Below are 25,050 nucleotides of genomic sequence, written 5' to 3'. Positions count from 1 at the left end.
GTGAACTGAGGCACCCTAGGGGCAGGACTCGTTCTCTCTCAAAGCCAAAAGATTACGGTCGCCGCGGGTGCGATTGCTGAGAAGAAGGTTTGTGGGCAGCGGTCATAACGGGTCGCAACCCTCCTTCCGTCCTTGAGCCTGCCGAAACTGATATCGATCCGGTTGCGACGTTTGTATCTGCGCTTGCCGTACCAGACGGGCGTTGTCCGTTTTTTCCGGCCCGAGATGCAAGGACGTATCTTCTTGTCCTGCAAGGCTTCTCTGAACCAATCGGCATCATTTCCACGATCTCCGAGCAGTCACTTCACCGTGGGCAACCCGCTGACCAGGGCACGCGCCCCGATGTAATCTCTGATGGGTCCGGCGGTCAGGAATAGGTCCATGGGCCGGCCCTGGCTGTCGCAGACCGCGTGCGGCTTCGCATTCATGCCGCCTTTGGTTCGGCCAATCAGACGCCCACGCCCCCTTTTCGACGCCCAGGCTGGACGCCGTACGATGGGCCTTCAGATGAGTTGCGTCGATCATCACGGTCGTCTCCTCACCGTGCTCGACCGCCAACCCCGCCATGATCCGGGCGAAGCCCCCCCGCTCGTGGCCTCTCTCGAACCAATGGCGTTTGGCCACTCACCTCCAAGGCTTCCAGCGGTTGTAGAGCGTCTTGTGCGGGCCGCGTTCCCTCGGCGCATCTCGCCACCGCAAGCCATTGCGATTGATGAAGATAATCCCGGTCAGGACACGCCAGTCATCAACTCTAGGCTTGCCGTGCGACTTGGGAAGGTAAGGCTCCAGACGCGCCATCTGCGCATCGCTCAACCAGAAAAGATCAGGCATGTTCACCGCTCGTTTCCGAACGGTGAATCACGCTCGCCCAACCAAATCAATGGGTCCTGACCCTAGATAGGCTTGAACATGCTTTCGGCTGCGTCGGACCTAAGCCTTGCCCAAAATTCTATAGCATATCGATCCGTCATGCCTGCGACAAAGTCGCAAATATGGCGAGCCTTCAGCGCCTTGTCGCCTTCGGCGTCTTGGACTTGCTTGCGCACGTCATCTGGCATGAGCAATTGTCCGTTTTCCCTCTCAAGAGCCTCGAAGATGTCTGTAACCAATTCGGTTCCGCGATACTCGCCGAGTTTTACGCGGTTTGAGTAAATCGTCGAGAGATAGGTGTACTGCTTAAGGATTTCTACAGTGATACGAGTCTTCTCTACTAGTTTCACCTTAGAGAGAGGTAAGATTTCTTCATTCACCTCCAACTCAACCCCGTTCATAAACTCATGAACTAGCTCAGAAGAAAGCTTCATCCTTCTCCCTGCGTCCATGTGCAAATCTCGGGATGCCCTCATAGCATAGATGAAATTGGAGATGTCATCCTGCCGTTCGTCATCCGCCGTACGTGAGGCATTGCTCTCTCTCGCAGCAAAGATATCGCCGAAAATGCGAACCAAAGTGGCTTGGACTTTCTGAAGAGAAATATCCCCATCATACTCTCCCGCAAGCTGCTTTGATACGGTCGCGGCGACTTTCTTGAGCAACTCGTCATCAGTCGCCAAAATAGACGCGGGCGTGAGAAAACCAGCCTTGAGGCTATCTTCAAGATCGTAAACAGAATAGGCAATATCGTCTGCGATATCCATGATGGCGCATTCGATAGTTTTGAATTTCACGTCGGGTGGCAGCGGCTTTCCACCCAAAACTTTCAGCTTTATCTTTTCGACGATTTTAGCTTCAGATGCGTAGTAGCCTTTTTTTGGTTTTTTGGCTTCAGGCCGTTCAAACTCAATTTCTGAATCGTATTTCAGGACGGCCGCAAGTGTGCGGAAGCATAAATTCATCCCCGCGCGCTCGTCGCCATCTAGAGGCTCTTGATAAGTCTCCTTCTTTTCAAGTCGGCTTAAAATTCGTAACGTCTGTGCGTTTCCCTCAAATCCGCCATATTCTTTCATCTTTCTATCGAGTGCCCGCTCGCCGTTGTGCCCAAACGGTGGGTGCCCAATATCATGCACAAGAGCCGCGGCCGCACACAGCCTACTGTTGATCTCTTGCCCCTCTAGCTCTTTCTTGTACACATGATTCAAACGGTCGGCGATACCTTCTGCGATTTGCGCGACCTCTAGTGAGTGAGTCAAACGGTTTCTAAAAAAGTCAGACTCGTGCCCAGGAAAAACTTGTGTTTTGCCTTGGAGCCGCCTGAAGCTGGCACTGTGAATAATTCTACCGTAGTCTCTGACAATAGGCGGTCGCCAAGCATCGACTTCCGCAACTTCGCCATTCTGACGCTGCCAGTCTTCATCCCTATACATGCTTTTACTCATTCTTGGCTTGCATGCGGAAGAGGAATCTGTTGCCGGAGTGCGGCCTTCCTAGCCTCTTCTTCCCGCTTCATCTGAAGTCCGAGCCGCACTGCTTCGCGAACATTGTCCTGCTTTGCCTCTACCGCTTGTCGCGCTTCCAAAATTGCCGAATAAGCCATTTATTTTTCTCCCAAATAGCGCAGCGCCTTTTTTCATAACGGTCGTGCGCAGGTTAATCCAGTGCCTGACTTGTAGTCATGCACTGAAGCAGTGCTATCGTGGCCGCACTCGCGCGGGCACCCCGGCCTTACGCAGGACATCGGCCAAGTGGCTGGTCAACCCGATCCTTCGATCAAGCATGACACCAACGTGTGGTTCTAGCTCGGAGGATAGCAACCGGAGCGCCTCCAGCCCTCGACTAACATCAAAGTCAGCCCACTCCATAGCTTCGCCAGGCACGATGACGTCCCCATCGGACACGCTAGCGCCGCTATGCAGTTGTACTATCCACAATTCGCTTCCATCAAAGACCCACTCGAATCTCGTGGCCCCGAAAACGGCCAGAAGCCGAGCATATAGGTCATGAACCCTCGTAAGGACTTCCTCTGGCACAACTTCAGGATCCGCCTGTCCGACCATGAGGTGGTCTCCAGTTCCGCTTATTCCCTCTACCACCAGAGCTCCACTCGATGTCTCGATGGCGGCTCCGGACCACTGAGCCGCAATGCCTTGCTGCGAAAGCACCGCAGAGATAGCGGTCCCGTCAGGATCCTCAGCTTGGAGCAATTTAAACGGATCTTTCCATCCACGTGCTGTAGTGAATTTTCCGGGGACCTGCTCACTCGGGCTGGTCCGTATCCACACTTCTTCAAGACCAGTGTGCCGTCCGAAAGAAAATGGCGCTACCCGTCGACCTATCACCGTGGTTCTCGGCACCGGAAACCCATTGATATCCGCAATCAGAAGTCCATAGGCCTTGTCACCTATCATGCGACTGAAATCGTTAGGCCACTCCACCCTTACCGGCCCTCCGGGAGCGAAGTCCTCAGCGTATTCCCAAAAGATCACGTTGTCCATTTTCCATCCCCGAGGTCTAGGATGAAGACTGAACTCTAAGCGGCCGTTGCGGCCATGGGAAAAGTCTACATCTACTCCATAGACCTTCTTGAAAAGCTGTATCGCCCCCTGCGTGGGAAGCCGGGCGAAGCCTGGTTTCTCGACGCCCCTAGGAGTCATATCGGGACGAAATTCAACTACGTCGCCGATTACGACTCCAGAGACGCCTCCATCCGAGACATCAATCGTTTCGTTGACAATTGTGAACGCTCCTTCATTGGCGATGCGCTCAACAGCGGCGACTGCAGCAGCAACATTATCGACACCATATATGAACTCGCGGCTTTGGGATTGATAAGCGCTGAAGCTACGAATGTTTACCGTCCGTTCAGCGCAGCGTTCGATGAGAGTTTGTATGGCATCGACGACGGACTCGAACTGGTGGTTGGCCTCGAAGCCTGCAATGCGGCAGAATTGCTGTGCGGGTCCGTCGACTGAAGGCGCGAAGCTTACAAACTGCGCTACGTTGCATGTAGCTGCGAGCCGGTCTAGGGACTCATCTTTCCTAAAGACCGCTCCGTCAGGTTGATCAGACTTACTTTTCGAACCGCCCAACGCCATCTTTCTGTGCCTTCTCAGTAAGTTGACATGTTTACCATGCCGTTCTTAGGATCGTATCCCAAAGTTTGGTGACAACCAAATGTCGATTGCTTGCGCCGCTATAGGTTTCCCACCAGTGGAAGTCGACCCGATCTGCCTTGATGGCTCAACTGCACAGAGAGCGCTCCTTGAGGTGTACCGCTGCACCAAAGAGCGGAGGCTGTGGAAGTCCATTTCTTGATATTTTCAACGATGATCTCGGGAGCGCAAGGGCAAGCGGCTGTCTAGCGCCGGATGTAACGCGGTAGTCAACTCCACGCCGAACGAGGCGCGCGTCTTTGTGCCGTCGGGGTGCCTCCTGACCTGCATCGCGGACTCCGAGCGAGGTCCGAGGCCTGCGCCTGACCGCCTCTCATGCCGCGGGTGCATATATCCCCTTCCAGCGCTAGGCTGCCACCCGAGCCAGATGCGGCGCACGACCGGAGCCCTCGCGTCGCTGCCATACCATGACCCTCGCTACTAGCAACCTTCGCCAGCTACTCCCAACTAGCATCCATGAAGCTCTTCAGGTCAAAGTCGGGGTCTCGAGTGCCGATGCGCTCAACCTGATCCTGAATTGGCCGCAACCGTTCGAGCAGGTCTTGTTCTGCCCGCATCCGAACGAGTTCGGAAATTAACTGGGCCCGTAGCTTATGATACTCCGCAGCCTCCACATCCACCTCGTTCATGGCCAAGAGCAAGCTCCTCAGGCGTTCGATGTCATCGTCCATCGCTCGAAATCCTCATGGGTGCTCCATGAGCGGCAACCTGCGATCGCTCATAGGCTCGAACATGTCGCCCCCCGCAGCTGACTGTCGGAACCCCTTCCCTATCCAGCCTCCGTGCCAAATGGATCGGGGCCACCTTCGACGCCTTGGCGAGCTGCCCAAGTGTAAGGAACCGTGCCTCGAACTCACGAATGCTGGACAGAGTGATCAGGGCGTGTCGGTGATTGGTGTCGGCGTTCACGCATTTCGCTTGGCAGAGATACCCGGCATCCCGAAGCGCCCGAATGGCTCCAACCCCGATCTTCAGGTAGGCTGCGGCCTCAAGCGGCGTCAGATCGCGCGGCGCGAACAGGATCTCTCGCGCGCCGACTTCAACCTCTTGTGGCACGAGGATCGCCTGGAGGCCTGTCACGTCTGCCAAACGGGCGAGCCCCTCGATTTCGCCCTCCCGCCAGAGCGTGATCAGGCGGACCAAACCAATACGATGGTTTCGGCAATGGTCACGAAGCGGGAGGTAGCTCCCGACGCCGGGCGCTTCTGGCAAAGCAGCCACATCTGCCAAGAGCCGCCCCACATCCTCCGCGTAAACATAGCGCAGCGCCGTACCGAACCTGATCGAACGCAGAACTTCCTTGTCGATGAGCCCCTTTACCTGCGTCGGCAGAACGTTCAGTGCAGCAGCCGTAGATTTGAGGTTTCGCAACCCGCCCCAGAATTCCATCGCCCTGTCGAGTTGCTCCGGCGTCGTTTCCGTCAGGGCTTCAGTCTCTGTATCGGAAAGACCATCGACGTGGCCGATCAGCCGCTTCAGCAGCGCGACCCCAAGGCCGGTTTGCCTGCGCGCTGTATCAAATGACATGCGCTGGACACCGGGCACCGGCCTGCCCAACACGCGCCTGTTGGGCTTCATCGTGTAGCTGCGCACCGCGAAGGCATGGACGCAGGCGACTAGGCCTTGCAGCTCCGGGCGCTCGTGTGCGGCGCGGAGCCAATGGTAGAACGCGCCGAGGTCAGTCGAATAGTACGGCCGGCGCGAGCGGGAGCGCGCTTTTAGCTCCTCCATGCAGCGAAGGAGGCTCTCTGGACCGGCGGAAAGAACTCGAAGCCCCTCAACGCAAAACTCGCGCTCCTGGTCCTGACCGTAGGCTGAGAAATGCTGCAATGGCGCGCCGCAGATGACCGCGCCCAGCGTCATGCATGCACCGTGCAGATGAGTGAGCTCCAAACCACGGAGCCAGTCATCCTGTGGCCCCCCGTAAATTCTGCCGCGGACGTACGTTTCAAACTTGGTGGGCTCAAATGCCTGCTGCCGGTCCGCGGCCTGCTTCACCAGATCGTGGTGGAGATCGACCTGGGCCACGACATCGTAGGTTTCATGCGAGGTTGCAGCACGCGGCAGGTCCAGAAGAGCCGTTTTGTGGCGCGCGCACCCGGAAAGGCACAGGACATTCCACTCGAGCAGCTGATGCGCCCCATACCGACCCATTTCCGCAGGCACCTCTTCGATGCATGTCGGGCAAACCCGGCTGGACGTGCGCCGGAACACGCCCGTGCTGCTCTTGGTGCGGCCGACCCGGTAGTGACCGGTCCGAACCTGCGCTGCGCTCCAAAGCTCAAGATGAGACAACTCAAGGTCCCCGACGTCGGCGAGCAGAGCAAGCTGGTCCGGGTGCCCGGAACAAAGAAACGGCCACCGCATGCCCATGTCGGAACAAAGGTCTCGTGGCCTGACGCCATTTCGGGCAGCGAGCCGTGAGCCGATGCTTGCGGGAGTCTCCCCATTGAGCGGAGAAACGGTCAGCGCCAGTCGCACATTGTGCATGTCGTCGTCAGGCATCGTCACCCCCATCATCGAAACACCGGCGCGGATCGATCCGGTGGAAGTCCTCGGCGAGAAACGGGTTCAGTCCCGGGCCGACGGCAGTTCGCATGTGATAGACCTCCGCGAAATGCCGCCTGGACAGACATGCCTCTAAGCCGTCGGCCCGGAGAGCGCGCGTCAGCGCCTCTACGATGAACTGAGCGAGCAACCCGAACTCGTAGTCCGCCGCGTGCATGAGACGTGTCGCGAACTCCGCCTCCCTGACATCGTCGTCACGCTGCACCTTCGCCCTGTCGCAGTAACGCGCCACAAGGCCAAGGACCTGATCCTGCCCTGCATATGGCGACAAGCGTTCGATCTCGATCGGGTACATGCGGCGTGCCAGCTGCGCGTCCTGATTGATAATCGACTTGAGGCCGGGCATGCCGGTCAGGAGGAGGCCGACGGGCCACTGACTGTTCTCCATCAGGGACTTGAGCGTATTCACGATGGCCTGCCGCTCCTTGTCGGTCTGGTGCTGAGCCAAGTCCTGCGCCTCGTCCATGTGCATGAAGAGGGTTTTCCGCAATTTGAACTGCTGCTTCACGAGACCCCAGATGACCGCTGCGGACCGGTCACGCACAAGCGGATAGCCCGCCGCGTGCAGCGCAGCCGTCGCGACAAACTTCATCGTAGCGGGCGAAGGCACTTTGAGGCTGATCATCTCATTCACGCCGTCCGGGTCGTCATACACCAATCTTTTCCGGTAGCGCCGCCTCAGCTCCTGAATTGCCGTCGTCTTGCCCGCCCCTGAGCGACCGACGAGGACGATGCCCCTGAGGTCGGACACAATGCCCTCGGCGAGGTCCGCGCGCCTCTGTTCGAGCAACTGCTCGAAATACTCATCGAGGCGGTCGTAGGCCATGGTCGGGACATACGCGCCCCGAATGTCCTGAATGATCTGCCGGACCTCAGGACTACTCTTGTTCGTCTTCATCACTGAATCTCCATTCGATTTCGGGATCATTCGGCAGCTGGAACTGGTCGGAAGAGTCGTCGACCGGGGGCACTCCCTGGATGTTCGCCCCCTTTGACGCAGCAATGTCGGAGAGCGAGCTGGTCAGGCTTGCCGTCCCCGCGGCCGCCGGTTTTTCGATGACCTCGCCGGGGACGATCCCGAAACTCAGGCCGTAGAAGCTTTCGTGCTCCGCCCTGCGAATGTCTTTTGCGGACACGGTCAGTGGCCCGATCTGGCGCCACGCGCGTTGGTGATCATCAATCAGCTTGATGCGCTCGAGGGCGGCATCGACGACCTCGATATGGAGGCGTGCGGCTGCCTTGTTCGACCGTCGCAATTCCCGGATGGTCGCTTCCCAAACGGCGAGCGAAGTTCCACGTGCATTCGGCAATCCAGCCGGAATGGTGTGCCATGCATCATCGAACCAGGCAGAGACGTACCCCATGTCCTCAGGGTCGATGCGAAGATCGATCTGCTGCGCCCCCCTCCGCTGGAAAAAGGCGGCGAGCTTGCGACTCGTGTAGGCGATGCCGCAAACTAGGACGCCGTGACGACCAAGCTGACGCTTCTGCGGGATACCGAGGAAATGTCGGAGAACATGAGGTGATTTGGCCGGGCTATGCCCGTAGAGCGCCATCAATCGGTTCCAGGTGTCGGCGGGTGTCGCGTATTCCAAGCCACGATGCGCGCGATGGTGGTAGGCATCGACGACGAAGCGCACCATAAGTTCCACAATGCTGTCTGCGGTATGAACCACGTACTTGTCGAACGGGTAGTCGCCGCGCTCCTGCGGATTGCTAAACGTTCTGCCGGTCAGAAGTGGCATGAGCATCGTGACGAACGTCCGGAAGACGCGTTCTACGCGTCCCCGCAGCTTGGGCACACCTGCTGGCAGCACTTCATACCCGATCCCGAGGTCTGCGAGCGCCGCCTTGAACTCCGGGTTGACGAAGGAAGCTCCGTTATCCACCACCACGTTGAAAATGTGGCCGTGCTGGCTCCACTCTGTCTTGCACCCCAGCTGTTTGGATATCTCGCTCTTGTTCCGCATGGCCAACCATAGGGTTGCCAGTGCGGTCTCGTGGCTCGGCGTTCTCGCCATCTTGATGGCCAAGATCACCCTCGTCGCGGCATCGATTGCGACGCAGACCCAGAAGCGCCCTGTCCGAAGTTCGTCAAACTTCGGCTCGCTGACATCGATCCCGGCTTCTTCCAGCATGGCGATGAGGTCGATCTGCCACTCGTCCATTTCGATGCGCTGCAAGGGGGCTTCAATCTCAAGACCCTGACCGTAAGGTCCCAACTTGTTCTTGGCCTTCGCTACTCCTTCCCGAGCCGCGCAGGTTTCAAACTGGTCGAGTTCGGCGATGCGTCGTCGCACCGTACTCTGGCAAGTCTCCCGCTCCGGAAGCTGGTCACTCAGCGCAAGCGACTTGTTCAATTCACGAATAATTCGATTTGCCTCATCCGCGATGTGCCGGATGTTGACCCGGCCCGGATGCAGGTATGTCTTGATCGCAGCCTGTATGGCACTCTCGACCTGAGACGAGACCCGCTTGGCATTGCCCTCGTTAAACCGGCTCTTCTTGACGAAGCACATGGGATCACGTGTTTCCTGCCAAAGTCGCACCGAAGCCATTAGGGCCGTGCGACCGGGATGCTTCTTGGAGAGAAGTTTCCCCAGCTCCGCCCCATCCCCACCATGGCGTATCTGCTCCAATATCTTGGCCTCGACACGTTTTTCCAACTGAGGGAGGAATGCGACGCAGGGGTCATTGGAGCGGTTTACCTCGCCATTCGCCTCCGCTTCGAGAAAACAATCGACATAGAGCTGCTTGCGGAAGATCTCGGCTTTTTCGGCTGCGTCCATCCGGCTGATGAGCGCGCTGCTCGCCAAGGCGCGGCGCGCGGCTTGCGCACCGGAAAAATAGCCGTACTCGATGGATGCCTTACACTCATCGATCATGCGTTTGACATCGGCATGGCTGAAGCAGAGCAAATCCGAGCTGCCGTCCAATGGACGCAGCTCGAGCGTGCTATCCGAGACGCCACAGACCACATGCACGGTGCTGCCCACGACCAGTGCATCTGATTTGCTGATACGTAGCCTGACTGCCATCAGCGCACCTCCGGCAGCAAGAGCATGCTGGCCTCGGTCACAGGAACAGACACGTTCGTCATGGCGGTCCCGTCGAAGATTGCCTTGAAGCCTGCGCGGAATGCCCTCCCCCGCAGACCGGTCGCGGCAACAACCTGCCCCAGAGACATTTCGCGGTTCATGCCACGGAGCACCTGCTGAACCGCCGCATCTGCTTCGGCATCCTCAACCTGCCGAAACATGTGCAGCAGCTCCGCGTTGCGCACTTCGGCTGCGGAGAAGCTGCTATCTGTGACGAGCAGCGCGTCGTCTGCGAATTGCTTCGCGGTCTGAGCTCTGATCAGCGCGAACTCACGGTCGAAACCATTTCGTTCGACCAGCCCATCCGGTTTGACGGCAATCGCGATCCTTTTGCCGTCGTCCAACGTTGCCAGGAAATCGAAGGTGTGAGGCTTCAGCTTCCCATCTTGATTTCTATAGGTGATCTGAGGCGGCTGATCCCAGACGTCGACGACCGCATGCTGGGAGAGCAGCACCAGGAGGCACTTGCGCTCAAGGTGGCTCTCGAAGATCAGCTGCCGCCAAGCGGCCTGGGCACGCAGTTTCGCGACCAGAAACCCTCGTGCGCTCGCCCGCGATCGGGCCGGGAACATCCGGGTCGCGCGCGTCCGCTCGGGCGGGGCGTACGGCCCCCCGAAATCTTCGTCATACATAGGCTGTTGCTCCCGGCACCGCAGGCATACCTGCCGGTGCAACGGGGTCCTCTTTCATGGAGACACGGAGCCCCGGCCCGCAGAAGTCTCTGCACGCTTGACCGGGGCCGAAAGTTGGGTCATGAATGAGGTGTATCTGGCTACAACTTGATACACCTGAAGGGCCTTGGGAGCGTCAACTCCTCGGGCCCTTTGCTTTTCTAGGTCATTGTCATTCCTTCCTCTTCGTGGACGGGGAACAATTCTTCCGGCGACATGCCCACGGCCTGCGCAAGTGCTTCTTCGATGCGCTGAGACCGACACATTCGCTTACCGACCAAGGTCAGCGCAGAGTCACTGACACCAAGTTCACGCGAGATCTGCGCCAGTGACGTTCCGCGGATCCGAAGTTCCGCCTTCAGACGCTCGTGGGCGTCTAAATCCGCCTTTGTAGGGGTGCGCATCGGGGCGATCTCCTGGTTCTGAGAGAGCAAAAGCAGCCGGACTCGTCATCCAGCTAAGGAACTCCATCCGAAGCAGTCAATCTCTCAAGATATTGCCGTAAAACAAAAAACCACCCGGACCATTTGGTCCGCACGGACCAAACGGTCCGATGCCCTTGTTTTCCTAACCGCTGGCCAGCATTCCGAGCTAAGGTTCCTGATAAGGGTAAACAGCTCAGACATCGGATCAGCGGATTTGGTCACGCCACAGGAAGATCACGAATCGATCGCTCAGCGGCTTGGTGCGGCCAACCTCCTGGCCATTCGTGCGTCCACGGGACTGAGCCAAGCCCAGTTCGCCGCGGCCATAGGGTTCTCGGACCGCACCCTACGCCGCTATGAGCACGGGGAACGCGAGCTGCCCCAGGCTGCGCGGCTGACCATCATTCAGCTATTCAAGATCGACCCTCTTGCCAGCGACCAAATGGCCGCCGCGATTGGGCTGGACGGCGCTGAGCTGTCTCCAAGCGCAACGGCAGTGACTGGGGCGGAGGAAGATTGCTGGCTGAAGCTTAGGAGAGAGGGTCTGGAATCCAGGGAGCGGAACTACTCTCCCCTTGGCCAGCATCTTCTGAAAGCCCGCGACTACGCGTTTCTCAGCGCAACGCTGTACTTCGCCGCGAAGCATGTCGCGCTGGGGCTGGGGCTCCCCTTTGGCTTCGGGGTCAACGGCACGGACTGGGCATTCATCGGAGCCTTCTGTGTGATCGTGCTCTTCCTGTTTTCAGTCGTTGCCGAGCTGCCCGTACTCAAGGCCGCCAGACATATTCTAACGGGCAATAGGGGGAGAAGGGCTCTCTAAGGCGCGTTGGCGGTCAATATGGCGGGAAGCGGTCGTTCACTGTGATCTGGGCGAACGGATGCTCTAGTGTGCCCCGTAGTCTGCCAGAAACGCAACGCGCCGGTCTTTCGCGATGAGTGGCTCGCGGTAAGGGCAATTTTTGCCCCCCATCCGCGCGACCAAACTTGAGCTCCAGAATTGACTACGAAACCGCCAAGAGATCAAAGAAATCTATCTGCTTTGCGCTGATCTCACCAAGAATGCGTTCCTTGGTTCTTGGGCTTCTGAACATCTGATAGTGAGCGACCGCTTTCTGCTGGCTGCAGGCAGCCGCAACACGACGAATGGCCTCCTCTACTAGCTCAAGCGCGGAGTCTCCCTCGGGCACCTCGGCCTTTTGAGACTTCACGTGGAGAAGCTTGCACGCGAAGAGAATAAACCACTGCCCATAGACTAGGTACTGATGCTCGTGTCCGCTTTCAGGCGACGAGCCAAACTTTGCTTGGTAGGCATCGCGAAGTTCTTCGATGATTCCATAGATCCGATAAAGTTTGATCAACTCATCGATGTTCTGGCGGCTGCCAAATATCTGCTGGAAGCGGGCATCGAAAATTGAGTCTGATTCAGTCTTGGCCCGATCCGGTTCTCTGAGATCAAACGACAAGATGATCTGCCCCAACTTCAGGGCGTCGATCCTCTTATCGTCTGGCTGCTCAGAGTGCATATTCTTCTTGCGCTCAAAGAAGTAGCCCTTCTCCTTGAACGCAAGCTCCAGCTTTTTCAAGACTTCATGGTTCGACATGAGATCACGGCTTTGAATACGCGCCTGACTATTGGTCGCAACGGCCACCCTCTCCGCGATATCTGACCGATCGGTTGCATACATGCGCACCATTACGACAACATCAGACAGTGCCTCGGGGTCGGTTCGCGCGGCCTCAACTAGTGAGTGCGAGGTTTGCGCACCGTTGACGATCTGGAAGTCTTTGAAGACCAATTTCGGATTGGTATGCCCCTTGTTGTAGGAAAAGCTCTTGCAGGTAATCGTGACGCCATTGTTCAGATACCAGAACAGGTAGCTGTCGTTCGAGGTCGCGGTCGAAATGATCGCCTGATTGAAGCCGCCCTTGCTTCCGAGGAACACGCGTAGGTTGTCATCAAACAGGTGTCGTTTGATGGTTTCGCCATCATCTTCGGTGATCAGATCGACAAAGGACATTGCATCAATTGACGCAATCGCACCTCTGACATCACCATCAGATCGCTCAAGGATTTCTCGGCCAATGACCTGCAATTGACCATCTGCGCGCGCTCGACCTTCGCCCGCCATGGCCTGAATGACACTGTGGCCGCCATAGAACTCAAACGAAACAGATGAATGTGACGCCTTTATGCTCTCGATAATTCCTAAGGCTGAGGTCGAGAAGCCCTCGCCATTCGAACAGAAGATCGCCTTGTAGCGGCAGATCTTGCCCTTGTTGTGGAGGTCCCAAATTCGTCGAACAGCTTCCTGAAGCCGAAAATTCCCACTGGTAGCCAAACCTTCTGATTTTTCGAACAGCTCGTTAAGGAAAAGGGAAACTTTCAGAATTTCTGTGTCGTTGATTGTCTTATGGCAAGTGCCTTGGCTCTCCCGATACTTCGACTGGAACAGAAAGACCTCGGCACTGCTTTCGCTTTCAATGATATGAACGGCGTCGATCCCACGATCGTCGGGGCCATCGGTGATAATCTCTTGCAGCTGATCATCATGTCCAGGAAAAATTTGGCCCAAGACGATCGCAAGGAAACCCACTGTCTTCTTAGCAAACTGATGTTTCTCGCAGGTTCTCGACACTCTCGCGTCGATGATTTCCCAATCCATCTTTGAAATCGGATTCATGGTGTAGTTTAATCCTCAGATTGGGATCGATGCTTCTGTGCTGCAAAGGATTTTCAGCAAGTCCCTATTGCTGCGAACTTCATTATCCTATGCCGATCTTAATTTGTTGATAGCCTAGAGTACTAAAGAGAAACTTCTAGCGAACATAACAAGCTGAATCTACAAGTGATTTTCGCCGCCCCCTCAACCGAGCTTCCCGAACAGTGCGAACTGCAATCTGACGCACCTGCCTCTGAAGGCATGAGGTGCGTACGCATGTTGACGCTGTGGAGATAAGAAGCGGCAAGCAAGGTCAAGGCTCAGCAAACGGCCGGTTTGAAAGGTCGCACTCCAGCGGGCAGGATTTGTGCGCGATGTCAGCTCTGGGCCGAAATGTTACTGCTCGGTCGCGACGTAGGCGCGCACGTCCTCGCGCCAGAAAATTCTGCTCAAGTCGTGTGGCATCGCCAAGAGGGCCACGTCTGCATTTCTCAGTTTCATAGACAAAGCGCCCTGTGGGCGCCGAGCGACGTCGGCAAGCTCGCCCAAAGATATAAAGATTTCGCGGAACTGCATCAGACTACCAGCGGTAACTACGGTTGCCCCTCGACGGTAGAGCTCCGAAGCATCCGCACCGTGCAGCAATCCGTTTTCAACGAGGTACCCCACCGTCTTTGCGGTGACTCGTAGCTTCTGTGCGACGGCGCTGATGGAGAGATGGGCTTCACCCTCTACCGCTGCGCCGTCGGCACCATGCGCCTCGCCAGCTACGCTTGCACCCGAGCCCTTACGAGCTGGAAAGAACTTCTTTTCGCGCTCGTATGCCTCAAGCATTCGCTGTGTGACAAAGCCCATCGGAACAATGCTGCCATCAGGCTGACGCTTTGCGAGGCCGCGGCGCACCAAGTCCTCTGCGTTGCGCTTGGCGAAGCGCTTGAGCGGAAATGGCTTCTCTGCGTTCGACGAAGCCTTTCCCTCCGACGGCACCCCAAGCACCAGCACTCCTCTTCTGACAGAGAAATGGTCGAAGACGTGCCGCCGCACGACGTCACGCAGGGGTTCGAATTCGTCACCGAGGCTCCGGCTTTTCAGCCACGTGGTCCAGGGACCGAAAACACGACCGAAGAAACGCCCATCCACCCCGTCCTCACGCGACAACGCCGCGAGGCAGTCTGAGAGGGCCACAGGGCCGTCTTTCAGCACGTCGTAGCCGTAGCCACCGAAACTCACCCAATCAGCCCCTCTGTGCCCCGCTAGCGAGGCGTCTGGCCCCTTAGCAATGCGCAGCCCCAACACCTCGCATGCGCGCGATACCACATTGAGCTCGAGACGGTCGATCCATCGATCGCCCCGCCCTTTCAGGATGCGGTCGGTGAGGTACTGCTCGAAAGGGCTGAGGTCTGCGGGGATCATCGGCTGATCCAAGAGCCACCCGTAATGCTTCCGAAGCTGCGCCGAAAAGTCCCTGGCACCTTTACTAAACTTCTCTGGCGGGAGGGTCACGAGCATACATCCTGCTCCGGGCAGCTTCTGATCGACGAGAATTTCCACTGCAGGCGGCGCGGAACACGCCACGATTCAGCTGCAGTCGACGCCTCCGCCCTTACACACTCCGGACAGACACGGACACGCAGGCGCTGAAAGCTCTGGAGGGAGGCAAATTCGTCTCGCAGTCGGAAATGCCCTTTCCCGAAGTGGCGGACTGACACCCATTCCAACGCAGCCGCATCGCACCCGGCCAGCTGCGCCAATTGCCCTATCGCGACCTTCTCACCGCGGAACAAGGGATCGACCGGAAAGGCAATGTCGCCGCAGAATCGCTGCATGGAGCTTGCGCCGCCCCTCGCCGCGATTCGGGACAGCAAAGACGAAGCCGGCTCGAACGCGGCATGCGGCACGGTCAGCGGCAACTGAGGAAAGGTATTTCCAGGGATGGCAGAGAGGCTCTTGGCCAAACGAGACTTCCGGGATCAGACAAAGGCAGGAACGTCCTGACCTTACGATCGCGAGCTCAACTGGGCAACGCCACTCCGCGTCCTGGAACTTCCGCCTGCGGGGTCAGGCATCTGACATGAAAGTCAGTTTTGCCTGACACCCCACAATTTGAATTATGGCGGACCGAGGAGGATTCGAACCCCCGACCCCTTGATTCGTAGTCAAGTACTCTATCCAGCTGAGCTATCGGTCCGTGAGGCGGGGAATACATATGCCGCGCGGAGGGCGCAAGCGCCTTTTTCGATTTTTTATGACATTTCGCCCATCGGCAGGCGAATTTCAAAGCAAGTGCCTGTTTCATCGGTTCTTTTCAGCGCCAGCATACCGCCATGCCCGCGGATCAGCTCCGATACGATTGCCAACCCCAGACCGGAGCCCCCCTTCCGCACCCCTCCCTGGAAGGGTTGGAACAGATGTTCGCGTGCTTTTGGCGGCAGACCCGGCCCGGTGTCGGTCACTTCGATGATCCAGGCGTCATCCTCCGCCCAGGCGGCCACGGAAATCTCTCCCGCGTCGCCGGTGGCGACAATCGCCTGACGGGCATTGCGCACCAGATTGGCCAGCGCGCGATAAAGCTGTTCGGGGTCGCCACGAATCACCAGGCTGGCAGGAATGTCCTCCGACAGGGAAATGTCCTCTTCCCCGATGGCCAGCCGCTCCGCCTCCAGAACCTCGGAGGCCAGCTCCGACAGGTTGAACAGCGACAGCACCGGCGCGGGCTCCTCCGCGCGGCCAAAGGCCAGGGTGTTCTCGCACAAACTGACCGCACGGGTGATGGAGTTCACCAACTTCGGCGCCATGCGTTTCACGGCAGGATCTTCGGACATCTCGATCCTGTCGGTGAACAACTGCGCCGAGGTCAGGATATTGCGCAGATCATGGCTGACCCGTGCCACCGCGCCCCCCAGCTGGGCCAGGCGCTCTTTTTGCCGCAACGCCTGCGTCAATTGGGTTTCCATGGCTTGCAGCGCGGTCTCTGCCTCGCGCAGTTCGCGCACCGTGGCCTGTGGCGTGATGATGCGGCGCGCGTCCTCCGGCGCTTCGGCATAGCGTTTCATGTGCCCGATCACGCCCTTCATCGGGCGCACGATCAGCCGCCGCACCGCCATGAACAGCAGACACGCAGTGACGATGGAGATCACGGCAGACAGGAACAGAACGCGCAGACCATAGTCCAGCATCGCCACCCGCAGGCCCGCCGTGTCCATGGTGACTTCGATCAACTGCCCCGCATCCAGCGAAGGCGCACCGATCACCCGAATAATGCCCGGCTGCGTATCCCACAGCCGCAGCATCGCATCGCGCATCAGGTCGAGCGGCCCTGCTTCGCGCAGATCAAAGGATTTATCGACCTCACCGGGAATCGGCGAGCTCAGCACCAATTGCCGCATGGTGTCGCGCCGCAGCACCACGTTGTAGACGCCGGCATTGTCGAGCAGCTCGCGCTCCAACTCCTCCGACAGCATCTCATCGGCCAGCAAGGCAAGCGAGGCGATCTGCGCACGCTCCAGCCGTGCCAGCAGGTAATCTTCGCGGAAGCGCGCCACGGAAGGCACAAAAATCAGCACCTCCGCCAGCATCACGAAGACGACTGTCAGTATCAGGAAGCGACCGGAGAGCGAATTGAGCATCAGGACCTTATGGCAGCCAGCGTTGCACGAGCCGCACAACTTTTTTCACGGTTTCGTTTTCAAACAACTTGGGTGTGAAATAGGCACCGGCAACCCGTTTGTTAATCTCTCCGACAGTCGGATAGGGCGAAACCATGTTCGACACGGCGCTCATCTTCAGCCCGTTGGCAATGACAAGCGACCAGAGGTTCACCAATTCGCCGGCTTGCGCCCCCACGATGGTGACGCCGACGGGCTTGCCTTTGACCACCATAGCCTTGATGAAACCCGCCGTCTGCCGTTCTGCGATCAGGCGGTCATTATGGTGAAAATCAAAGCGCGCAACCTCCAGCGCGTCACCATGCCGCTGCTGCGCCTCGGCCTCTGTCAGACCGATCTGCGCCAGTTCAGGCTGTGTATAGGTGGCGCGCGGAATATGGTCGGTCTTCGCCTTCGCAGGCAGGCCCAGCACGGCGGAACGCACGATGAGCCCCGCGTGATACCCGGCCAGATGAGTGAACTGCATCCCGCCCGCCACATCGCCAATGGCGTAGACACGGCGATTCGAGGTGCGCAGCCGGTCATCCACCTTGATGCCGGTGCGCGTGGTCTGGATCCCGGCAGCGTCGAGGTTCAGCCGCTCCGTATTCGCCCTGCGCCCCACGGCCACCAGCAGATGAGAGCCGGTGAAGCTGCGGCCATCCTCAACCTCCACCGTGATCCCCTCGCGCACGGCGGTGACCTTGGCGTCCTCGACGATCTCCACGCCTTCGCTGCGCAAACGGTCGATCACCAGCGCGGCCGCCTCCGGATCATCGCGTCCCAGCGCCTTGGCCCCTTCGATCACGGTGACCTTGGACCCGAGCCGCACGTGCGCCTGTGCCATCTCCATCCCGATGGGGCCGCCGCCGATGATCAGCAGATGCGCGGGCTGCTCCCGCAGCTGCCAAAGCGTCTCGTTCGTGAGGTAGGGCACCGTCTCCAGCCCGTCGATCGGCGGCACAAAGGGCGAAGAGCCCGTCGCCAGCACAATCCGCCGCGCGCTGATGCGGTAGCCGCCGGCCTCCATTTCCGTCTCGGACACAAAAGCCCCGAAGTCGCGGATCACGCGCACGCCAAAGCCCTCGAACCGCTCGACGCTGTCCATCGGGGCGATCTGCGCGATAACCTCCTGCACATGGTCCTTGGCAACGGCGTAATCGACCTGCGGTGCCACAGGCGCGATGCCATATGTCCCCGCCCCGCGCATCGCCTGCGCCCGCGCGGCGGCGGCAATCAGCGCTTTGGACGGCACACACCCGTAGTTCAGACAATCGCCGCCCATCTCATGGCCTTCGAGCAGGATCACATCGGCGCCCATCTGCGCCGCCCCGGCAGCCACCGACAGGCCGCCTGATCCGGCACCAACAATCAAAAGGTCACAGCTCAGGCTATCCATCTCAGATCTCCTTCTTGCCGCGCACGGCCTTGATGACGATTGGCAACGCGGACAGCGCCGCCAACCCAAGGATCGGCCCGATCACATGCGGCGCCCAAAGCAGCGACAGATCTGGCCGCTCCCCCCGGTCGAACACTTCGCCCAGACCGACCCCGATCGAGGTGAACACCAGAGCACCGGGAATGATGCCAAGCGCGGTGGTCATGACGAAATTGCGCAGTTTCACGCCCACCAGCGCAGGCAAAAGATTGGCGACAAAGAACGGCACCGCCGGCACCAGCCGCAACATGAACAAAACGGAGATTTCATTCTCGCGCAAGCCGTCGCGGATGCGCTTCCAATTGCCCTCCGCCGCGTCCACCTTTGCCGCCAACGTCCGCCCAAGACCTGCCCGCGCCGCAAGAAAGATCCCCGTCGCGCCAATGGTGGCCGCCAACACATTATAGACGGTGCCCGCCGCAAGGCCGAACAGGAAGCCACCCGTGACCGACGCCACAGCCGCCCCCGGCAGGGAAAACGCGACGATCGCCACGTAGATCGCCAGAAATCCCGCCACCATCAGCACATAATGCGTGTCCCGCAGCGCCAGCAACGCCTCACGGTTGGCCGCCAGGGTGTCAAAGCTGATGTAGTCGCGCAGGGTAAAAGCCCCCAACACCGCCACCACGCCGATCACGATCAGAGGCAAATGGCGCGTCCAGCTCTTGGGCTGGTCCGAAGTCTCGTCGGTCTCTGTCATATCGCTCATTGTGTTGGGGCCTTTCGTTCCGGGCAATCTGCCTGAAACGTGACGGCTCCGCCTCCCTTGGCCGCACGGGTTCACGCGGGGTTGATCCGAGAAAGCCCATCCGTGAGGGAATCGCGCGTAATCTCGCACGACTGAAACATAGGCTGCCGGCATTTGGCAAAAGCTGTAACATGACCCAAAGGCCAACCGCTGCACTTTAACGCAGTCTGTCGCGGTCCTGAATTCACCTGTAGAATAGGGTATTATCGGATCGTCGGCTCGTATATTCACGAAAATGGCCGGGATGCAGATCTTTTCGCAGTTCTGGCAATCGGACATTTGACAAAATAATGAAGCCCCCCTATAGGACGGGCTTCGAACTTCCCTGGCGGCGACTCACGTCGCCTCCAATGAACCCGGAGTAGCCGCGATGAAACGCACTTTTCAACCTTCGAACCTCGTCCGCAAGCGCCGTCACGGCTTCCGTGCCCGCATGGCAACCAAAGCAGGCCGCAAAATCCTGAACGCGCGCCGTGCACGTGGCCGCAAGGTTCTGAGCGCCTGATCCGGACGGGCCTTCACATGGTCACGACACAAGCACCCGCCCCGGCTCACCCCGCGGCGGGTTCTTCGTCTTTTCAGGTTCTCGCGAAACGCGCCGACTTTCTCCGCGCCGCCAAGGCGCGTCGGGTCCCGTGCGAAGGTTTCCTTTTGCAAGCCCGCCAGCGCGGCGAGGGCGAGGCAGACGGGATGAGAATAGGCTTCACCTGCTCCAAAAAGGTGGGCAACGCCGTGGCGCGCAATCGGGCCAAGCGGCGCCTGCGCGAAATTGCGCGCCTCGTTTTGGCCGACATCGGTTTGCCGGACCACGACTACGTTCTGATCGGTCGCGCCGAAAAGACCGCGCAGCGGGATTTTGTGCTGCTGCAAGAGGACTTGCGCCGCGCCATCGTGAAGCTGCACGGCCCCCGGACATGACCCCCTTCGCCTGGGTCGTCTCTTTGCCCGTGCGCGCCTACCGATTGGTCGCTTCTCCATGGGTTGGCCACGGCTGCCGCTTCCATCCAACCTGTTCTGCCTACGCCATGGAAGCCCTGGAAAAACATGGCGCTCTCAAAGGCAGCTGGCTCGCCGCCCGTCGCATCGGGCGTTGCCATCCGTGGGGCAGCTCCGGCATCGACAACGTCCCGGACTGAGCACCGAGCTGCAGGACGAGACCAACCAACGCAGCCACGTCATCCGAGACATTTTTGGCTCTGACGGAACATGTGGTCGAGAAGGGGTTTCCGCCCGCGAAGACTCTGCCGTATAGCGTCGCTCATGACCGATGATCTTGATGACATTCACCCCCTCTTCCAAGGCGCTCCGCGGACGACGGAATTCCGAAAACTGCGCAAGCGGATCGTTCGCAACGTTCGCGAAGCCGTGGAACAATACGGCATGGTGGAGGGCGACAACGCGCGCTGGCTTGTGTGCTTGTCAGGCGGCAAAGACAGCTACACGCTGCTCGCAATTCTTGTCGAATTGAAGTGGCGCGGCCTCTTGCCCGTGGACCTTCTGGCCTGCAACCTCGATCAGGGCCAACCGGGATTTCCGGCGACGGTTCTTCCCGAGTTCCTCGAGAAAATGGGCGTCCCACATCGCATCGAATACCAGGACACCTACTCCATCGTCACCGACAAGGTTCCCGCCGGGCGGACCTACTGCGCGCTCTGCTCGCGCCTTCGCCGCGGTCACCTCTACCGGATCGCCCGCGAAGAAGGCTGCTCAGCCGTTGTCCTGGGTCATCACCGCGACGATATTCTCGAGACGTTCTTCATGAACCTCTTCCACGGCGGCCGCCTCGCGACCATGCCGCCGAAGCTGGTCAACGAAGAGGGCGACCTCTTTTTGTATCGCCCCCTCGCCCATGTTGCCGAGGCCGACTGCGAGAAGTTCGCCAACGCGTTGAATTATCCGATTATTCCCTGCGACCTGTGCGGCACTCAGGACGGGCTGCAACGCCAGCAGGTCAAGCAGATCCTCGACCAGTGGGAAAAGAACTCCCCCGGCCGGCGACAGGTGATGTTCCGGGCTTTGACGAACGCGCGGCCCTCGCACCTGCTCGACCCCAAGCTCTGGGACTTCCAGGGGCTTGAGCTGAAAGAACGCAATTCGAACAAAAACTAACTGTCGAGTTAATAAGCAAGTTACCCCCTTCCCCTAGTGTCTTTTTCGAACGAGGGAAGGGCACGCGATGAAAGCGTTGATCGAGCAGAATGTCAGCAAGGTCCGCACGATCCTGCGACGGGGGCTATATGGCCCGCAGGCCCTGGCGTTCCTCCCCGCAGCTGCATTGACCGCCTTTTGGACGGGCGGAGAGGCGTTTTTGATCTTCACAGCCCTTGGTGCGCCGTTTCTATACTTGCTCACCAGCCGGGCGCCCAATCAGGAAACAGATGACGGCAGGCGCAATGCCACGTCCGGCGTGATTGGCAAAGCCGAGGCAGAGGCGCTGGCGCAGCAGGCACTCGACCGCGCGCAGGCCGCCAATCTCGCGACCGCTTGCATCATTGTGGACATCGACGGTCTGGACGAAGCAGCGCAACTGTCCGGGGAAAGCACGGTGGAGGCGCTGCGGGATCTGTCCTTGTCCCGGCTGATCAACATCCTCCGGCGCGATGACAAGGTGCTTCGTATCGGCGAACGGCGCTTCTTGATTCTTTTAGGGCCCTCCCTGCGCATGGAACTGGAGCCGCTTTTGCAACTTGCCTCGCGGCTGCAAGGCGCGGTTGAGGAACCCGCCTCCGTCGAGAATGCCATGCGCTACCTCTCAGCGTCCGTCGGCTTCTGCGGCAGTCCTCGGCTGAACCGCGCCGCAACTGGCAAAGAGCTTTTGGAGGCGACCAATGTGGCCTTGGCAGAGGCGGTAGCAAACGGCCCCTCCGCAATACGCGCCTGGTCAGAGCACATGCGCATGGCTCACACTGAACAGAAAAGCCTAAAGGCCGAAGTGGACCGCGCGCTGGACAACGGCCAGATACAGCCTTGGTTTCAACCGCAGATCTGCACCTCTACCGGCCGCATCAGCGGCGTCGAAGCGCTGGCCCGTTGGATCCACCCCACCCGCGGCATTGTCCCGCCTGCACAGTTCCTTCGCGTGCTGGAGGACGCCGGCCGCATGGAACGGCTCAGCGAAGTGATCCTGCAGCACTCCCTCACCGCGCTGCGCAGCTGGGACGCCGCCGGGCTGGATGTTCCGCGTGTCAGCGTGAATTTCTCTGATTCCGAATTGCGCGCCCCTCGTCTCGTCGAACGCATTCAGTGGGAGCTGGATCGTTTCGGATTGACGCCACAGCGACTTGGCATCGAAGTTCTGGAAACAGTGATTGCCGGATCACCGGAAGGCATCGTTGCCCGCAACATTGTCGAACTCAGCAAACTCGGCTGCCACATTGATCTGGATGACTTTGGCACAGGTCATGCGTCCATTACCTCATTGCGCCGTTTCAAGGTACACCGCCTGAAAATCGACCGCAGCTTTGTGACCCGCGTCGACCGGGACGAGGAACAGCACCGCATGCTCGCCGCCGTTTTGGGCATGGCGGATCGTCTCGGACTGGAAACCTTGGCCGAGGGCGTCGAAAGCGTCGGGGAGCACGCCCTTCTGGCACAACTCGGATGCGACCACGTCCAGGGTTTTGGCATCGCCCGGCCAATGCCTGCGGATCAAATGGTCGACTGGGGCAATCAGCACGCCAGCCGCATTGCCGAGGCGCAGAACCTGGGACGGAGTTCTGGCTGACAACCCCTTCCCGAAATCCAGACAACAGATCAAACCGCGCTCGCCTAAAAGGCGATGGCAACCTCCGCTTCCGGCTCTGCTACGCCAAATACCCATTAGAATTGCAGGCGGAAAGACACATCACCTTTATGTAACGGAAATATGCTTGACCTTTGAGGCTTGGGGGGTTTGAACCCACCGGGACTTTCAAACGGAAAGGCAGGCCCCCCCGATGGACGAACAGAACAAGAACCTACTGCTGGCGACGGTGCTCAGTTTTGCCGTGATGCTGGTTTGGTTCGTCTTCTTCCAACCGCCAGAGCCAGTTGAGGATCCCAACGATCCCGCTGCGGTCACGGAAACCGTCACCACCGATGGTGTCGCAACCGCGCCGACGTCAGCGCCGGGCGCGACCCCCGTCGATGCGCCGAGCGATCAGGCAACCGCCGCCGCCGACGCCCCGCGTCTGCAACTCGACACGCCGCGGCTCGAAGGCAGCATCTCCCTTGTGGGCGGTCGCCTCGATGATCTGCGCCTGAAGGACTACACCGTCTCGCTCGACAGCGACGAGATCGTGCAGATGTTTAAACAGGTCGGGTCTGAAAAGGCGTATTACGCGCTTTACGGCTGGGCGCCCGGCGCCGGTCTCACAGCCGAAGACGTGCCCGGCGCCAATACGGAATGGAGCGTCGAATCCGGCGAAACCCTGACCGTCGACACGCCGGTGGTATTGCGCTGGGACAGCCCGGCGGGCCTCATTTTCCGCCGCGCGATTTCTGTCGACGAGAACTACATGTTCTCCGTCTCCCAGAATGTCGAAAACCCCACGGACGCGGACGTCAGCCTTGCGCCCTACGGAATCGTGGCGCGTCATGGCGAACCCGACGGCAAGAAGTTTTTCGTGCTGCATGAAGGCGCGATGCAAATGTCGGACGGCATTCTGGAGCTGACCACATACAGCAACATGACGGATCTCGACGTCGTTGCCGGCGAAGGCGCGCCCGCCACCGTGGAGCGTGTAACCGAAACTGGTTGGGTCGGTTTCACCGATCACTATTGGATGGCCATGATGGTGCCGGGTGCGGACCAGCCGTTCAAATCCGTCGTCAAATACGATCCCCGCAGCGATATCTACCAGTCCGAAGCCGTCCTCGCCACGCGCGAACTGGCTGCGGGAGAGACCATCGACGTCAACACCCAGCTGTTTGCCGGCGCCAAGGAATGGGAAACCATCAAGGAGTATCAGGCCGCGGGCGTGGATCGGTTCATCGATTCCATCGACTGGGGCTGGTTCTTCTTCCTGACCAAACCGATTTTCGCTGTGCTGCACTGGCTGAACCTCGCCATTGGCAACATGGGTGTCGCGATCATCGCGCTGACCGTTCTGCTCAAGGCGCTGCTTTTCCCGCTGGCCTATAAATCCTACGCCTCCATGGCGCGGATGAAAGAGCTCCAGCCAGAGATGGAAGCCCTGAAAGAACGCGCAGGCGACAACCGCGAGAAGCTGCAAAAGGATATGATGGCGCTGTACAAGGAGAAGAAGGTCAACCCCGCTGCGGGCTGCCTGCCGATCCTGCTGCAGATCCCGATCTTCTTCTCGCTCTACAAGGTGATCTTCGTCACTCTGGAACTGCGTCACGCGGACTTCTTCGGTCCCTTCCGCGACCTCAGCGCGCCTGACCCGACCTCGATCTTCAACCTGTTCGGTGCGCTCCCCTGGGCCGCGCCAGAGGCAGGGTCGATCATGGCACTGGTCTTCATCGGCGTGTTGCCGATCCTGCTGGGCGTGTCCATGTTCCTGCAGCAAAAGCTGAACCCGGCCCCGGCCGATCCGGCCCAGCAGATGATCTTTGCCTGGATGCCGTGGGTGTTCATGTTCATGCTCGGCGGCTTTGCCTCGGGTCTGGTGGTCTACTGGATCACCAACAACGTGATCACCTTCACCCAACAGTACCTGATCATGCGCAAGCACGGGTACAAGCCGGACATCCTCGGCAACATCAAGGGCAAGAAGGCCGAAAAGGCCAAGTAAACCCACCGATGACA

General features: G+C 59.1%; 22 protein-coding genes, 1 tRNA gene and 1 pseudogene. 8 read left to right on the top strand and 16 right to left on the bottom strand.

Annotation, left to right across the window (positions count from 1 at the left end; all coding sequences use genetic code 11):
* Positions 1-38 precede the first annotated feature (38 nt).
* From GGQ68_RS13295 to GGQ68_RS13285, 3 genes and pseudogenes are all read right to left on the bottom strand, one after another.
* Positions 39-831, bottom strand: a pseudogene (locus tag GGQ68_RS13295) (IS5 family transposase).
* A gap of 62 nt (positions 832-893) precedes the next feature.
* Positions 894-2,303, bottom strand: a complete 1,410-nt coding sequence (locus GGQ68_RS13290; RefSeq protein WP_246429364.1) for an anti-phage deoxyguanosine triphosphatase — start codon at positions 2,301-2,303, stop codon at positions 894-896.
* Between the two features lie 8 nt (positions 2,304-2,311).
* Positions 2,312-2,473: a hypothetical protein gene (locus GGQ68_RS13285; RefSeq protein ID WP_183966748.1), complete on the bottom strand. Its 162-nt coding sequence runs from the start codon at positions 2,471-2,473 to the stop codon at positions 2,312-2,314.
* A 952-nt stretch (positions 2,474-3,425) separates the two neighbouring features.
* Here GGQ68_RS13285 and GGQ68_RS13280 point away from each other — a divergent pair.
* The gene (locus GGQ68_RS13280) at positions 3,426-3,848 is read left to right on the top strand and encodes a hypothetical protein (RefSeq protein WP_183966746.1); all 423 of its coding nucleotides are present in this window, start codon (positions 3,426-3,428) and stop codon (positions 3,846-3,848) included.
* Between the two features lie 638 nt (positions 3,849-4,486).
* On the opposite strand, the gene GGQ68_RS13275 is transcribed toward GGQ68_RS13280, so the two are convergent.
* The 6 genes from GGQ68_RS13275 to GGQ68_RS13250 form a co-directional block, all read right to left on the bottom strand.
* Positions 4,487-4,720 carry a hypothetical protein gene (locus GGQ68_RS13275; protein WP_183966744.1) on the bottom strand — a complete coding sequence of 78 codons (234 nt, stop codon included), beginning with the start codon at positions 4,718-4,720 and terminating at the stop codon, positions 4,487-4,489.
* Positions 4,710-6,554, bottom strand: a complete 1,845-nt coding sequence (locus GGQ68_RS13270) for a TniQ family protein (protein WP_183966743.1) — start codon at positions 6,552-6,554, stop codon at positions 4,710-4,712. Before GGQ68_RS13270 ends, GGQ68_RS13275 begins: the two co-directional genes overlap by 11 nt.
* Positions 6,547-7,515 carry a TniB family NTP-binding protein gene (locus GGQ68_RS13265; protein ID WP_183966741.1) on the bottom strand — a complete coding sequence of 323 codons (969 nt, stop codon included), beginning with the start codon at positions 7,513-7,515 and terminating at the stop codon, positions 6,547-6,549. The genes GGQ68_RS13270 and GGQ68_RS13265 overlap by 8 nt, the downstream gene beginning before the upstream one ends.
* The gene (locus GGQ68_RS13260) at positions 7,496-9,655 is read right to left on the bottom strand and encodes a Mu transposase C-terminal domain-containing protein (RefSeq protein WP_183966740.1); all 2,160 of its coding nucleotides are present in this window, start codon (positions 9,653-9,655) and stop codon (positions 7,496-7,498) included. The genes GGQ68_RS13265 and GGQ68_RS13260 overlap by 20 nt, the downstream gene beginning before the upstream one ends.
* Positions 9,655-10,347: a TnsA endonuclease N-terminal domain-containing protein gene (locus GGQ68_RS13255; protein ID WP_183966739.1), complete on the bottom strand. Its 693-nt coding sequence runs from the start codon at positions 10,345-10,347 to the stop codon at positions 9,655-9,657. Before GGQ68_RS13255 ends, GGQ68_RS13260 begins: the two co-directional genes overlap by 1 nt.
* Before the next feature lie 200 nt (positions 10,348-10,547).
* Positions 10,548-10,790, bottom strand: a complete 243-nt coding sequence (locus GGQ68_RS13250) for a helix-turn-helix domain-containing protein (RefSeq protein WP_183966738.1) — start codon at positions 10,788-10,790, stop codon at positions 10,548-10,550.
* A gap of 235 nt (positions 10,791-11,025) precedes the next feature.
* Here GGQ68_RS13250 and GGQ68_RS13245 point away from each other — a divergent pair, with 235 nt between their 5' ends.
* The gene (locus tag GGQ68_RS13245) at positions 11,026-11,631 is read left to right on the top strand and encodes a helix-turn-helix domain-containing protein (protein WP_183966737.1); all 606 of its coding nucleotides are present in this window, start codon (positions 11,026-11,028) and stop codon (positions 11,629-11,631) included.
* 181 nt (positions 11,632-11,812) lie between these two features.
* Here the strand turns inward: GGQ68_RS13245 and GGQ68_RS13240 are convergent, their stop codons facing one another.
* The 7 genes from GGQ68_RS13240 to GGQ68_RS13215 form a co-directional block, all read right to left on the bottom strand.
* Positions 11,813-13,492 carry an AIPR family protein gene (locus GGQ68_RS13240; RefSeq protein ID WP_183966736.1) on the bottom strand — a complete coding sequence of 560 codons (1,680 nt, stop codon included), beginning with the start codon at positions 13,490-13,492 and terminating at the stop codon, positions 11,813-11,815.
* 375 nt (positions 13,493-13,867) lie between these two features.
* Positions 13,868-14,980: a hypothetical protein gene (locus GGQ68_RS13235; RefSeq protein ID WP_246429363.1), complete on the bottom strand. Its 1,113-nt coding sequence runs from the start codon at positions 14,978-14,980 to the stop codon at positions 13,868-13,870.
* On the bottom strand, positions 14,971-15,426 hold the full coding sequence (locus GGQ68_RS24305) for a TniQ family protein (RefSeq protein WP_246429362.1): 456 nt from the start codon (positions 15,424-15,426) through the stop codon (positions 14,971-14,973). The genes GGQ68_RS13235 and GGQ68_RS24305 overlap by 10 nt, the downstream gene beginning before the upstream one ends.
* A 156-nt stretch (positions 15,427-15,582) precedes the next feature.
* Positions 15,583-15,659 (bottom strand) — tRNA-Arg (locus tag GGQ68_RS13230).
* 55 nt (positions 15,660-15,714) lie between these two features.
* The gene (locus tag GGQ68_RS13225) at positions 15,715-17,097 is read right to left on the bottom strand and encodes a sensor histidine kinase (RefSeq protein WP_183966735.1); all 1,383 of its coding nucleotides are present in this window, start codon (positions 17,095-17,097) and stop codon (positions 15,715-15,717) included.
* 7 nt (positions 17,098-17,104) lie between these two features.
* Complete coding sequence (locus GGQ68_RS13220; RefSeq protein WP_183966733.1) at positions 17,105-18,514, bottom strand: dihydrolipoyl dehydrogenase family protein; 1,410 nt, start codon at positions 18,512-18,514, stop codon at positions 17,105-17,107.
* A gap of 1 nt (position 18,515) precedes the next feature.
* A complete protein-coding gene (locus GGQ68_RS13215) occupies positions 18,516-19,262 on the bottom strand; it encodes a TVP38/TMEM64 family protein (RefSeq protein WP_425502977.1) in 747 nt (248 codons plus the stop codon).
* 409 nt (positions 19,263-19,671) lie between these two features.
* Here GGQ68_RS13215 and rpmH point away from each other — a divergent pair, with 409 nt between their 5' ends.
* From rpmH to yidC, 6 genes are all read left to right on the top strand, one after another.
* Positions 19,672-19,806, top strand: a complete 135-nt coding sequence (rpmH, locus tag GGQ68_RS13210; RefSeq protein WP_050929300.1) for a 50S ribosomal protein L34 — start codon at positions 19,672-19,674, stop codon at positions 19,804-19,806.
* Between the two features lie 17 nt (positions 19,807-19,823).
* Positions 19,824-20,219, top strand: coding sequence for a ribonuclease P protein component (rnpA, locus tag GGQ68_RS13205; protein ID WP_183966731.1), 396 nt, complete (start codon positions 19,824-19,826; stop codon positions 20,217-20,219).
* Positions 20,216-20,437, top strand: a complete 222-nt coding sequence (gene yidD, locus GGQ68_RS13200; protein ID WP_183966729.1) for a membrane protein insertion efficiency factor YidD — start codon at positions 20,216-20,218, stop codon at positions 20,435-20,437. Before rnpA ends, yidD begins: the two co-directional genes overlap by 4 nt.
* A gap of 124 nt (positions 20,438-20,561) precedes the next feature.
* Positions 20,562-21,410 carry a tRNA 2-thiocytidine(32) synthetase TtcA gene (ttcA, locus tag GGQ68_RS13195; protein WP_183966727.1) on the top strand — a complete coding sequence of 283 codons (849 nt, stop codon included), beginning with the start codon at positions 20,562-20,564 and terminating at the stop codon, positions 21,408-21,410.
* A gap of 67 nt (positions 21,411-21,477) precedes the next feature.
* Entirely contained in the window at positions 21,478-23,025 is a 1,548-nt protein-coding gene (locus GGQ68_RS13190; protein ID WP_183966725.1) for a putative bifunctional diguanylate cyclase/phosphodiesterase, read from the top strand.
* Positions 23,026-23,236: 211 nt separating this feature from the next.
* Positions 23,237-25,036 (top strand): membrane protein insertase YidC, encoded by a 1,800-nt coding sequence (gene yidC, locus GGQ68_RS13185; RefSeq protein WP_183966723.1) that lies wholly within the window; start codon positions 23,237-23,239, stop codon positions 25,034-25,036.
* Positions 25,037-25,050: the final 14 nt, after the last annotated feature.

Origin of the sequence: Sagittula marina, assembly GCF_014196795.1 — a bacterium.
Taxonomy (GTDB): domain Bacteria; phylum Pseudomonadota; class Alphaproteobacteria; order Rhodobacterales; family Rhodobacteraceae; genus Sagittula; species Sagittula marina.
Note: the sequence above shows the minus strand (reverse complement) of the source record. Positions and strands in the feature narration are given on the sequence as shown.